The 12,084-nt window shown below is 73.0% G+C and carries 11 protein-coding genes; 2 read left to right on the plus strand and 9 right to left on the minus strand.

Annotated features, from left to right (window positions below):
- Nucleotides 1–49: 49 nt before the first annotated feature.
- The 6 genes from E5082_RS09465 to E5082_RS09490 all read right to left on the minus strand — a co-directional run bounded on the left by E5082_RS09465 (nt 50) and on the right by E5082_RS09490 (nt 6,701).
- On the minus strand, nt 50–700 hold the full coding sequence (locus tag E5082_RS09465) for a mycothiol-dependent nitroreductase Rv2466c family protein (RefSeq protein ID WP_135790833.1): 651 nt from the start codon (nt 698–700) through the stop codon (nt 50–52).
- Nucleotides 697–2,382 (minus strand): class I adenylate-forming enzyme family protein, encoded by a 1,686-nt coding sequence (locus tag E5082_RS09470; RefSeq protein ID WP_135790834.1) that lies wholly within the window; start codon nt 2,380–2,382, stop codon nt 697–699. Before E5082_RS09470 ends, E5082_RS09465 begins: the two co-directional genes overlap by 4 nt.
- A 172-nt stretch (nt 2,383–2,554) precedes the next feature.
- Nucleotides 2,555–3,427 (minus strand): prephenate dehydrogenase/arogenate dehydrogenase family protein, encoded by an 873-nt coding sequence (locus E5082_RS09475; RefSeq protein WP_135790835.1) that lies wholly within the window; start codon nt 3,425–3,427, stop codon nt 2,555–2,557.
- On the minus strand, nt 3,424–5,499 hold the full coding sequence (pabB, locus tag E5082_RS09480) for an aminodeoxychorismate synthase component I (RefSeq protein ID WP_135790836.1): 2,076 nt from the start codon (nt 5,497–5,499) through the stop codon (nt 3,424–3,426). Before pabB ends, E5082_RS09475 begins: the two co-directional genes overlap by 4 nt.
- On the minus strand, nt 5,496–5,798 hold the full coding sequence (locus tag E5082_RS09485) for a chorismate mutase family protein (RefSeq protein ID WP_030803911.1): 303 nt from the start codon (nt 5,796–5,798) through the stop codon (nt 5,496–5,498). The genes pabB and E5082_RS09485 overlap by 4 nt, the downstream gene beginning before the upstream one ends.
- A gap of 159 nt (nt 5,799–5,957) precedes the next feature.
- Nucleotides 5,958–6,701 (minus strand): alpha/beta fold hydrolase, encoded by a 744-nt coding sequence (locus tag E5082_RS09490; RefSeq protein ID WP_135790837.1) that lies wholly within the window; start codon nt 6,699–6,701, stop codon nt 5,958–5,960.
- A gap of 189 nt (nt 6,702–6,890) precedes the next feature.
- Here E5082_RS09490 and E5082_RS09495 point away from each other — a divergent pair, with 189 nt between their 5' ends.
- Nucleotides 6,891–7,463 carry a Dps family protein gene (locus E5082_RS09495; RefSeq protein ID WP_135790838.1) on the plus strand — a complete coding sequence of 191 codons (573 nt, stop codon included), beginning with the start codon at nt 6,891–6,893 and terminating at the stop codon, nt 7,461–7,463.
- Between the two features lie 72 nt (nt 7,464–7,535).
- On the opposite strand, the gene E5082_RS09500 is transcribed toward E5082_RS09495, so the two are convergent.
- Nucleotides 7,536–9,041, minus strand: coding sequence for a cryptochrome/photolyase family protein (locus E5082_RS09500; protein WP_135790839.1), 1,506 nt, complete (start codon nt 9,039–9,041; stop codon nt 7,536–7,538).
- A gap of 255 nt (nt 9,042–9,296) precedes the next feature.
- Nucleotides 9,297–9,782, minus strand: a complete 486-nt coding sequence (locus tag E5082_RS09505; RefSeq protein ID WP_135790840.1) for a MarR family winged helix-turn-helix transcriptional regulator — start codon at nt 9,780–9,782, stop codon at nt 9,297–9,299.
- A gap of 161 nt (nt 9,783–9,943) precedes the next feature.
- Between E5082_RS09505 and E5082_RS09510 the strand changes: the two genes are divergently transcribed.
- Entirely contained in the window at nt 9,944–11,092 is a 1,149-nt protein-coding gene (locus E5082_RS09510) for a PP2C family protein-serine/threonine phosphatase (protein WP_190045231.1), read from the plus strand.
- 79 nt (nt 11,093–11,171) lie between these two features.
- Here E5082_RS09510 and E5082_RS09515 read toward each other — a convergent pair whose 3' ends face one another.
- The gene (locus E5082_RS09515) at nt 11,172–12,074 is read right to left on the minus strand and encodes a MauE/DoxX family redox-associated membrane protein (protein WP_135790842.1); all 903 of its coding nucleotides are present in this window, start codon (nt 12,072–12,074) and stop codon (nt 11,172–11,174) included.
- Nucleotides 12,075–12,084: the final 10 nt, after the last annotated feature.

Raw genomic sequence — 12,084 nt, forward strand, 5'->3', positions numbered from 1 at the left:
GCCGCTCCGCCGTCGGCGGGAGGCGGCCCGGTCACCGTCGGGGCGCGTCTCAGTCGAAGCGGAGACTGCCCGTCCGGGTCCTCTTCAGCTCGAAGAAGTCCGGGTAGTTGGCCAGCGCGCGGGCTCCGTCGAAGATCCGGGCGGCTTCCTCGCCGCGCGGGATGGAGTTGAGCACCGGGCCGAAGAAGGCGACGCCGTCGATGTGGATGGTGGGCGTGCCCACGTCCTCGCCGACCGGGTCCATGCCCTCGTGGTGGCTCTTGCGCAGTTCCTCGTCGTAGGCGTCGGTGTCGGCGGCGGCCAGCAGCGACTCCGGCAGGCCGCGGGCGGCCAGGGCCTCGGCGGCGACCGCCAGGTAGTCCTTGTTGCCGCCGTTGTGGATGCGGGTCCCCAGCTCCTCGTACAGGCCCGGCAGTACCTCGTCGCCGTGGTGGTGCGCGGCGGCGGTGACGATCCGGATCAGGGCGAGGGAGTTGTCGACCAGTTCGCGGTACCAGTCGGGCAGTTCGCGTCCCTCGTTGAGGACGTACAGGCTCATCAGCCGGAAGTTCAGGTCCAGTTGACGGTGCTGCTGCACCTCGAGAATCCAGCGGGAGGTGATCCAGGCGAAGGGGCAGGCCGGGTCGAAGTAGAAGTCGACCTTGGCGGTGTCCGTACCGGCGCCGGAGGCCGGCGCGGCGGCGGGCGTGTCTGCGGTCATGCGGTGGGCTCCTCGTGGACGGCGACGAGCGCGCCGTCGCGGTCACGGACGTAGGCGGTCAGCTCGGCGTACTGCTCGCGCAGTTGCCGCTTGAGGACCTTACCGGTGACACCGACGGGCAGACCGGTCTCTTCCGGGACGATCTCCAGCAGGCCGAGCACCGGGTGGCCGGCGGCCCGCAGCGCCTCGTTGGCCTGGCGGAGCAGCTTCTCCGGGTCGGGGTCGGCGACCGACTGGCCGACGGTGACGACGGCGACCGGCACCGTCCGCCCGTCGCGTCGCCCGGCGACCACGGCGACGTCGCCGGTGTCGGGGACGTCGTTGAGGATGACCTCCTCCATGAACACCGAGTAGCCGGTGCCCTGTTCGGTCTCGATGGCGTCGGCGGCGCGGTCGACGAGGAAGAAGTCGCCCTCGCTGTCGCGGTAGGCCATGTCACCGGGCAGCCAGTAGCCGGACAGCTTGAAGCGGTAGGTGAGGTCGGAGTCGCCCCAGTAACCGGGCGTGATGGCGGGGCCCTTGGCCGCGAGGAAGCCGACCTCGCCGTCGTCGGCGTGGCTGCCGTCCTTGCGCAGGATGGCGACCTCGGCGACGCCGACCGGCTTGCCCGCACAGCGGTCGTGGCGCTCGCTGTCCAGGGTGCGGGCCTTGAGCAGCACGCCCCAGCCCAGCTCGGTGGTGCCGAGCCGGTCCAGGAAGGCGGCGGGCTCCAGGCCGGGGCTGCGCATGGAGAGCACCTTGGTGATGTGGGCCTGGTGCACGGCGTCCCCGATGGACACCCACGCCTGCACGGAGTCCAGCGCGCCCGGCTCCGGCTCGGTGTTGGCGAGTTCGGCGTAGGCGTGCGCGAAGGACATCACCGAGGTGGGCTTGTACTTGCCGACGGCGGCGGCGAGTCCGGGGCCGCTGCGGTCGCTGAGGGCGACGATCGGGGTGCCGCCGAGGACCGCGTACACGGTGTACGCGATGCAGCCCAGGTGCGACTGGGGCAGCGCGGTCATCATCAGGGCGCCGGGGTGCTCGGTGTGGTCGACCAGACGGAACTTGGGCCCGGAGACGATGGACTTGTGGGTGTGGATGGTGGGCTTGGGCCGGCCGGTGGTGCCGGAGGAGTGCAGGATCGTCACCGGGTCGTCGTCGTGGTGGTGCCAGTAGGCGGAGTCCGGGAGCGGCGCGGCCGGCGGGGCGGGCAGCTCCTCGACCGACACGGTGAAGCGCAGTCCGAGGTCCGCCACCTTGGAGCCGAGCCGGTCCAGGCGGGCCCGGTCGGCGTAGAGGCCGACGGGCGTGGTCTGCTCGATCAGCGAGGTGGCGATGGCCTGCGGGGCGTTGGAGTTGATCAGCAGGGCGACCGCGCCGATCTGGGCGAGGGCGTAGAAGTGCAGGGAGTAGGCGAGGGAGTCCTCGAACCAGACGGCGACCCGGTCGCGGGGGCCCACGCCCTGGGCGAGGTACCAGGCGGACCAGCTCTGGGCCAGCGCGTCGAACTCGGCGAGGCTGAACTCCTCGCGCTCCTCCCCCGACGGCACGGGTATCGGGCGGCTGGAGCGCAGGAACGGCAGGTCGGGGTGGGGGCTGGCGGCCAGCGCGGACCGCAGCAGGTTGCCGCCGCCGATGGCGGGGTCGGCGGCGAGCGCGGCCCGCTGCTCGGGGGTGAGGACGGTCGGGGCGAACGTGGTCATGGACAACCTCTCGGACAGGGTGCGGGCAGGTGCGGCGAGGTCTTCGCCGCCGGTGCCGTGCGGGCCGCGGACGGGATGGCTGGGACCTGTCGTCGCGGGTGGTGCTCGGGCGACAGGTCGTAGGGGGTGTCTTGTCGATCGGGCCGCGAGTCCGGCGTGATCGGCAGGGCACCTAGGGCTGTGTGAAGAGCCGGGCGCAGGTGTCGCGGTGGTGGGCGAGGTCGTCGCCCAGGTAGGCGCGGAGTTCGCCGAGGAGGGCGGCGAAGCCGGCCTCGGTGCCGTGCTCCACGGTGTCCGCGACCCGGTGCACCGCCTCGGCCAGTGCCTTGCGGGCCGCCCCGGCCTCGGCGTTGGCGTGCTGGACGTCCCAGTACACCTCCGGGGTGCCGGAGGCGATTCGGGCCAGCAGGGCGAGCAGCGTGGTCGCGGGCGGCGGGGCCACGGGCCGCAGGTCGGCGGCGGACACCCCCGTACCGGCCAGCGCCAGCCCGAAGCCGAGGACGGCGGCGTGGGTGAGCGCCTGGGACGCGGCGGCGAGCCGGTCGTGCTCGGCGGCGTCGAGGCGTACGACCGTGGCGCCCCACCCTTCGATCAGCTCCAGCAGCGATGCGACGCCGGGTCCGTCGTGGACGACCACGGCGGCGACCGGACGGCCTGCGAAGCCGAGCGCGGGCGCGAACATCGGGTTGAGGCCCACCGCCTGGACGCCGGGGGCGTGTTCCCGTACGGCGCGGGCGACGGCCTGCTTCACGGACAGGGTGTCGGCGAGCACCGCGCCCGGCGCCAGCGCGCCGGCCAGGCCGGGCAGCGCGGCGAGCGCCACCGGCTCGGGCACGGCGAGGACGACGAGGCCGGCCCGGCGGAGTTCGGCGGTGAGCGCCGGGCCGGGGTCGGTGATGTCGCCGCGCATCCGCCGTGCCGTGCCGGACACCGGGGCGTCGGCGGGGTCGACGACGGTCACCTCGGTGCCCGCTTCGAGCAGCCGCTCGGTGAACAGCCGCCCCACGGCCCCGGCCCCGCCGACGACGACGGCCCGCCGGATCACGACCGGCTCCCCGTGGACGTGCCGGCCTCGAGCGCCGTCTCCAGCACGGCCGTCACCATCGCCCGCGACTTCACGACCGTCTCCTCGAACTCCTCCTCGGGGTCCGAGAGTGCCACGATGGCCCCGCCCACCCCGAAGGCGACCCGGTCCGGGGTGGCGACGAGCGTGCGGATGACGATGTTGAGATCGGCGGCCCCGCTCAGCGCGAACCAGCCCAGCGACCCGGAGTAGACACCGCGCGGTCCCTCCTCCAGCCGGTCGATGATCTCCATGGTGCGCAGCTTCGGCGCCCCCGTCATCGAGCCGCCGGGGAAGGCCGCCCGGACGCAGGACACGGCCGTCTCCTCGGGCCGCAGCGTGCCCCGGATGGTGGAGACGAGCTGGTGGACGGGCGCGTAGGTCTCCACGTGGAAGAGGCGCGGTACGTGCACGGACCCGACCTCGGAGACCGAGTTGAGGTCGTTGCGGATCAGGTCGACGATCATCAGGTTCTCGGCGCGGTCCTTCTCCTGGCTGAGCAGGTCCTGCCGCAGTTCCTCGTCCTCGGCCGGGGTCGCCCCGCGCGGCCGGGTGCCCTTGATGGGCTTGGACTCGGTGACCCGGTCCGTGCCGACCGTGACGAACCGCTCGGGCGAGGCGCTGAGCACGGCGACGCCCTGGAAGTCGAGCAGCGCCCCGTACGGCACCGGGCTCAGCCGGCGCAGCCGCGCGTAGGTGGTGAGCGGGTCGATGCGGACGTCCATGACGACGGAGTTGGTCAGGCAGACCTCGTACGTCTCGCCCTGCCGGATCTCCTCCAGGCTCTGCCGGACCCGGTCGAGGTAGGCGTCCTTGCCGTGCCGGAGCCGCAGGAGGTCACTGGCGTCCGGGTCGGTCATGCCGGTGAAGCGGGCCGGGGTGTCCGAAGCGGTGCCGGGGGCGGGCAGGGCGCGCAGCCGCGCCTCGGTCTCGTCCAGCCAGCGCAGGGCGTCGCGGTCGTCGCCGTCGGCGGAGAGAGCGAGCAGATAACTGACGCCCTCGGTGTGGTCGACGGCGAGCATGCGGTCGGTGAACAGCATGGCCGCGTCCGGGGTGGCGGACTTGTGCACGGCCTGGCCGCCGGTCTCGGCCTTGAGTTCATAGCCGAGGTAGCCGACGTAGCCGAGGTTGAACTCGAAGGGCAGCCCGGCCGGTACGGGTACGGCGCGGGTGCGGATCTGTTGGTCGAGGTACTCGAAGAAGCCCTGCTCGACGATCTCGCCCTCGTCGCCGGCGCGGCCGGGGCTGCGGACGGTGACGCCGCCGTCGGAGACCCGGTAGCTGACGTACTCGGCCAGCGGGCCGCGTCCGTCGCCGAGGAAGGAGAAGCGGGACAGGCCCTCGATGACGGCGCCGCTGTCCAGCCAGAAGCTGTGGGCGTCCCCGGCGAAGAGGGCTCGGTAGGCGGCCTCGGTGTCGGGCTGGAGGCCGATCTGCCGGGTGTGCACGGTGTACCGGGAGCCGCTCGCGCCGGTGGCCCGGTGGGTGAGTGCCAGGCGGCGGAAGTTGCGCAGCAGGTCGCGGCCGTACTCGCTGCTGATGGACTCGGGGTGGAACTGCACGCCCCACACCGGCCGGGACACATGCCGCACGCCCATGATCACCCCGTCCGCGGTCCAGGCGACGGCCTCTAGTTCGCCGGGCAGGTCGGTGGCGGCGAGCGAGTGGTAGCGGACCACGTCGAAGGGGCTGGGGAGTCCGGCGAAGAGGTCGGTGCCGGTGTGGTGGACGGCGGAGATCCGGCCGTGCATGGGCTCGGGCGCGAGGGCGACCGTGCCGCCGAACAGATGGGTGATGCCCTGGTGGCCGAGGCAGACGCCGAGGACGGGCAGTCCGCTGTCGAGGATGGCGCGGGCGCTGATGCCGAAGTCCCGCTCCCGGTCCGGACGTCCGGGGCCGGGCGAGATGACGACGGCGTCGAACTCCTCCAGCCGCAGCGCGGACCAGTCGGCGCCGTTGCGGACGACGACCGGCGGCCGTCCGTTCACCTCGCCGAGCAACTGGTAGAGGTTGTAGGTGAACGAGTCGTAGTTGTCGATGAGCAAGGTCCTCACGACGAACCTCCGATCACCCGGTCCTCGACGCGGCAGGTCTCCTCGATCACGAGGTCGTACAGCTTCCGCAGGAACTCCCGGTCGATGCCGTGCCGTTCGCCGTAGCGGGCGGCGCGTTCCTGGACGATCCCGATACGGTGCGGCTGCATCATCGGCACGTCGTGCTCCCGCTTGAAGTGACCGATCTCCACGCACTTCTCGATCCGGGCGCGCAGTTCGTCCAGGAAACGTTCGTCGATCGCGTCGAGCTCCGCCCGAAGGTCCTCGATGGTGACGCCGGCTGTCGGCCTCTCCCCCATGGCTGCCCCTCCCGCCTGTCCACGGTCCGAATGTGCCCGCCGCCGGGCTCGGCCCGCCACCGGCCCGATAGCTCGGATCACCGCAGTGCACACAGTGCGGGGATCGATACGGGGACAAGCGGGACATGTCGGCGGGCCCCGCAGGCCGCGCGGGAGGGGTCAGACGCGCAGGAAGGCCGGCGCTCCGGGAGCGGTGGCCTCGGCGACCGTGCCGTCCTTCGCGGGGTGGTCGCGCAGCAGGTCGGCCACGATCTCCGTGGCGAGCCGGTGCCAGGTGGGCAGGCGGCGCAGCATGGCGTGTTCCGCCCCGGTGATCATGATCATCCCGGCGTGCGCGCCGGCCGTGCGGGCCCGCAGCACGAAGTTCACCGAGTCGTCGGGGCGGGTGATCCGGTCGGCGTCGCCGTGCATCACCATGAGCCGCCGGCCGCGCAGGTGGACGGCGGGTTCGGCGGCGGGCAGCCAGGGCGCGAGCGCCAGCACTCCGCGCACGGCCGGGTGGGCGGCCGCGTGCAGGGCGGCCCGGCCGCCCATGGAGTGGCCGACCAGCACGACCGGCAGCGGGCCGAACTTCTCGCGGAGTTCACCCAGGGCGCGCAGCACGTCGTCGGCGGCGGCCCCGCCGTTCCAGCCCCGGTGCCGGTAGCGCACCTCGCCGAGCACGATGCCGTCCGACGGCAGCCCGGTGGCGACGGCGCGCAGCACGGGGCGCATCCGCAGCGCGGCGAGATGCCAGGGCCGGCTGACGGAGACGTCCTGGGCCCGGCCGCCGTGCAGGGTGAGCACCGCGGCCTTCGGGGACCTGGGGGCGTACCGGACGACCAGCGCGCCCTCCGGGCCCGCCGCGTCCTCGCCGCCCTGGCGGCGCGTCGTCTCGTCCGGGCCGTCGCTGTGGACTGTCAACGGGGCGCCTTCCCTTCGGGCGGTCGTACGGGATCGTCACCTGGAATCCGTAGCCGCTCGGCGTGCGGCTTGGCCGGAAGTGCCCGTTCCGCCTACTGCGACGGGCGGGACGAAAGCACGTCTGAGAGGGTCGGACCGGGGCACATGTGCTCAGGCAAGGACTTCTCACCGTGATGACAGAGGTGACTCATGACCAGCCAGACCAAGGATCTGACCCCGAAGTACACCGTGCCGGGCCTCGAGCGTGAGGCGGCCGGCAAGCTCATCGGTCTGCTCCGCCTCCGTCTGCACGCGCTCAACGACCTCCACCTCACGCTGAAGCATGTGCACTGGAATGTCGTGGGACCCCACTTCATCGCCGTGCACGAGATGATCGACCCGCAGGTCGACCGGGTCCGTGACATGGCCGACGACGTGGCCGAGCGGACCGCCGCCCTCGGCGGTGTCGCCCAGGGCACGCCGGGCTCTCTGGTGGCCGAGCGCACGTGGGACGACTACTCCATCGGCCGGGGTGACGCCATCGCGCACCTCGCCGCGCTCGACGTCGTCTACACCGGCGTGATCGAGGGCGTGCGCGCCGCGGTCAAGGAGGCGGGCGAGATCGACCCCGCCACCGAGGACCTCCTGATCGGGCAGCTCCGCGACCTGGAGCAGTTCCAGTGGTTCGTCCGGGCCCACCTGGAGAGCGCCCGCGGCACTCTCGCCACCGATGACGTGCACTCCGAGAAGGAGGCGGCCGCCAAGGGCGCCAAGGTGAGCTGAGCCGCCGGTACGGATTTCGCCGCGCGCCGCTGCCCCCCGTGGGTGGCGGCGCGCGGCGTTTCCGTCTGGAGGTCAGGGCGGCGAGTCGCCCCGGTCGCGGGCCGTGCGCAGGACCTCCTCCACGTCGCCGAGGCGGTCGAGGCCCTGGACGGCGCGGGAGGTGCGGTTGTTGGCGGCCAGCAGATCGCGGTGGCGGTGGACGAAAGCCCAGTAGCCGGTGGTGTACGGGCAGGCCCGCTCGCCGGTGCGGTCTCCGGGTTTGTAGGCGCAGCCCCCACAGAAGTCGCTCATACGGTGGATGTACGCCCCACCGGAGGTGTACGGCTTGGTGGTCATCCGGCCGCCGTCGGCGTACTGGGACATGCCGACGACGTTGGGCAGCATCACCCAGTCGTAGCCGTCGACGAAGCAGCGGTGGAACCAGTCGGTGACCGCGCGCGGCTCCCAGCCCTGCTGGAGGGCATGACTGCCGAGCAGCATCAGGCGCGGGATGTGGTGGGTCCAGCCGGTGTCACGGACCTGGGCGAGGGCGGTGGACAGACAGCGGGCGGTGACGGCGTCGGCGTCGAGTTCGAGGAACCACTCGGGCAGCGGGGTGCGGGCGCCGAGGGCGTTGCGGTTCCGGTACTCCTCGCCGAAGTACCAGTAGAGCTGCCACACGTACTCGCGCCAGCCCGCGACCTGCCGGATGAACCCCTCGGCGCTGGAGACGGGCGCGTCGCCCGCCCGCCAGGTGTCCTCGGCGGCGGTGACCACCTCGGCCGGGTCGAGCAGGCCGAGGTTGAGGGAGGAGGAGAGGAGGCTGTGGCTCATCACCGGGTCGGCAGCGAGCATGGCGTCCTCGTGCGGGCCGAACCCGGCGAGCCGGTGTCCGGTGAAGCGGCGCAGCGCGGCCAGCGCCTCGCGGCGGGTGGCGGGGAACCGGCGCGGGCCGTCGCGGCCGACGAAGGTGATGCCCTCCTCGCGCTCCCAGCGGTCGAGGTCGGCGCGGACCTCGTCGTCGATCTCGTCCTCGCGGGGCTGGTAGGGCTTCGGCGCGTCGAGGGTACGGGCGCCCTTCGGCGGCGGTTCGCGGTTGTCGTGGTCGTGGTTCCAGCGGCCGCCGGCCGGTTCGCCGCCGTCCATGAGGAGGTCCAGCTCACGGCGCACCCAGTGGTAGAAGTCCTCCTGGCGCAGCCGGTGGCCGCCGCGTCCGTCGGCCCAGGCGCGGAAGGTGTCCTGCGGGAACAGGAAGCCTCGGGCGGGCAGCACGCGCACCCTCTCCAGCGAGCGGACCAGGCCGAGGGCGGCGCGCGAGGTGGGGTGGTGGACGGTGACGCGGCCGGCGCCCACCGCCTCGCGCAGGCCCTCGCGGTAGGTCTCGGTACGGACGTAGTGGACGCGGTCGCCGAGTTCGGCGGCCCGGTGGCGCATCGCGGAGAGGATCAGATGGGCCTTGGCCCGGTGGAAGCGGCGGCGGCGGAAGACCGAGCGCGCCTCGATGAGCACCACGGGGGCGTCATGGGCGGGTCCGTCCGGGCCGGGGGTGAGGAAGTGGGGGCCGAGCTGGTCTCCGAACAGCCAGTGCCGGTCGGCCATCGCGGCCACTCCTCGATCAGGGCTGGGTGCGGCGGACCGCGCGGATGGAGGTGTATCCATGTGGCGTCGATCTCATGATCGTCGGGTGAAACACTTGCTGTTTGACAACTATGACCATGACGCAAGAAAGTATCCGGTGTCACAGCAGGAGGGGAAGGATCAGGAATGTTCCGGTCGGCGGAGGCCGCTCCGTTCGCCGGCCGCCGGTCGCCGGTGACGATCCACGGCAGCCTTGTCGGCTGCGGCCCGGTTCGCTCAGGCGGTCCGGGAGCCGGAGGACTCGTCGTACCCGTGTATCTGCTCCGACGCGACCGCGCAGAACGCCTCCAGGCCGGTGAGCAGGGCGCTGCGGTCGCCGGCCGGCATCCGCTCGAGCACCGAGCGCAGCGTCTCCTCGCGCCGGGCGCGCAGGTCCGTGAGGAAGGCGCGGCCCCGGCTGCTGAGGTACAGGCGCACCTCGCGCCGGTCGGTGCGGCTCACCTCTCGCTCGACGAACCCCGCCGCCTGGAGCCGGTCGCACAGGCGGCTGGTCGAGGGCGGGGTGGAGGCCAGATGGTCTCCGAGGGTCCGCAGGTTGATGCCCTCCTGGTGCTCGAGAATGAGCAGCACGCGCAACTGGGACGCCGAGGCGGGAGCCGTGGAGGCCCGGCCCCACAGGACTTCCAGCAATTCCGCGGCCGTGGAGGTCACCCGCGCGACTTCGACGGGTTCGGGGCGGGGGCGGAAGTTCGTCACGGTCACACTCTCGCAGGTATGGGGACGACCCACAGCCTACTAGCAGGCAAGACGGTCCGGAATATCCAGGAAGACTGCACGATACGTCCACCACTCGGCCCATCACGGGGCGGGCGTGGCGTTCTCACGGGTGAAAGATTGGCATACCTACGATCGTGAACAGATTCATGGCTGTCGAGCGGGCGCTGCGCACGGCGCCTCCTTACGCCCTGGCCGACACCGTCCGCCGGGAGCTGGCCGGGCTCTACGCGGCCGAGGCCGTGGAGTTCCTGCTGGCCGACTACAGCCTCACCATGCTCCAGCCGGTGACCACCCCGCCGCACGCGCTCCCCCCGGTCTCTCTGCACAACGGCCCGGCGGGCCGTGCCTTCGGCGCCCAGGAACCCTTCCTGGAGAGCCTGGTCGACGACCGGCTGCGGGTCCACCTGCCCGTCAGCGTGCACGGGGGCCGGCTCGGCGTGCTCACGGTGACCCTGCCCGACTCCGAGGACACCCGCGCGGCGCTGCCCGAGCTGGCCGAGATCGGCCAGGTGCTGGGGCACGAGGTGCTGGTCGCCGACCGCGAGACCGACCTGTATCTCCAGGCCCGGCGCCAGGACCGGCTGACCCTGGCCGCGGAGATGCAGTGGCAACTCCTGCCCGGTCACTCGTGCTCCCTGCCCGAGTTCGATCTCGGTGCCCAGCTCGAACCGGCGTACGCCATGCACGGCGACAACTACGACTGGTCGTCCACGGCGGACCGGCTCACCCTGTACGTCTCCAACGGCATGGGTGAGGGCATAGAGGCCGCGCTGCTCACCAACCTGGCGGTCAACGCGCTGCGCAACGCCCGCCGGGCCGGTATCCCGCTCGCCGACCAGGCGGCGCTGGCGGACCAGGCGGTGTACGCCCAGTACCGGGGGCACCGCTATCTGTCGGTGCTGATGCTGGACTTCGACCTCGCCACCGGCCGCGCCCAGGTGGTGGACGCCGGGTGCCCGCAGTTGCTCCGGCTGCGCGGTGGCGCCGTGGAGCACGTCGACTTCGAGGCGCAGTTGCCGCTCGGCATGTTCGAGGAGACCGACTACGTCGCGCAGGAGCTCCAGGTGGAGCCCGGCGACCGGCTGGTCTTCGTCAGCGACGGCGTGTACACGGTCGCCTCGCCCAAGGGCGAGCCCTACGGGGACGCGGCGCTGACGCGGGCCATCCAGGCCACCCGGCTGCTCCCGGCCTCGGAGGTGCCCGGAGCGGTGCTGCGCGAGCTGACCGGGCACCGGGGCACGACGGCGCCCGACGACGACGCGCTGGTGGTCTGCCTGGACTGGCGCGGCCGCTGAGGGCCCCCTGTCCCGCCGTCTCCGACACCGGCCCGGTGCGGCCGCCGTCACCGCGCGGCGGCCGCACCGGGCCGGTGTCCTATTCCACGAGGCGCAGCGAGCGGCGGGCCGGGGCCGCGCGCAGTTCCTCGGCGGCCACCGGCGCCCCCGTGTCCGCGTCGACGTAACTGACGCGGATCACCGGGTCTCCGGGCGTGTCGCGGCCGGCGGTGGCGTCCAGGGCGAACAGGACCGCCACCGGCCGGGCCGCCTCGCCCTCGCCGTGGACGCCGGAGTAGTGCAGGACGCGCCAGCCGTCGCTGTCCCAGTGGTCCAGCAGCGCGGAGCGCACCACGGGTGACGTGGTGTGCCAGGCCAGGGAGTTCTCCAGCAGTTCGACGCTGGCGGCCACCGGGACCTGCCGTGCCCCGCCGCGGCCGGTCAGCGGGTGGCCGAACACGCGCAGCCGGGTTCGGCGCAGGGGCAGCAGCAGCCGGCGGTCCAGGTCCGCCGAGAGGGCGAACAGGACCAGTGCGCCCACGGCCAGCACGACGGCCGAGGCCACCGGCCGGTCCCCGAGCGCGTCCCACCAGGTGCGGTGCGCCCCGGCCGCCGTGAGCCCGCCGGCCAGGACGAGCGCGGCGCGGGCGAAGGAACGGCCGGTGACCGGCGTGTCCTCGCTCGCGGAGCAGCCGCAGGACGCCTGAGGGGCCCGCGCCCGGCCGTAGCCGAGATAGCCGAGGAACCCGGCCCCGAGGACGGCGGTGGCCGCCCCTGGCAGCGCGCTGCCGGGGGCCGCGAGCAGGGCCCCGGCCAGGAGCAGCTCGGCCCACCCGGTGGCCCGCAGCACCAGGACGGCCCGCTCACTGCTGCTGAGCAGGCGGGCCAGGGCGGTCTTCGGCGCCGTACGGACGACGTCCGGGCCGAGGGCCTTGGTCGCGCCGGTCCAGGCGAGCAGTCCGGCGAGGAGGAGCGGGAGGAGTCCCGTGGTCAGTGACAGCATCTGCGCCTTC

Origin of the sequence: Streptomyces griseoluteus (assembly GCF_004784465.1) — a bacterium.
GTDB classification, from domain to species: Bacteria; Actinomycetota; Actinomycetes; order Streptomycetales; family Streptomycetaceae; genus Streptomyces; species Streptomyces griseoluteus.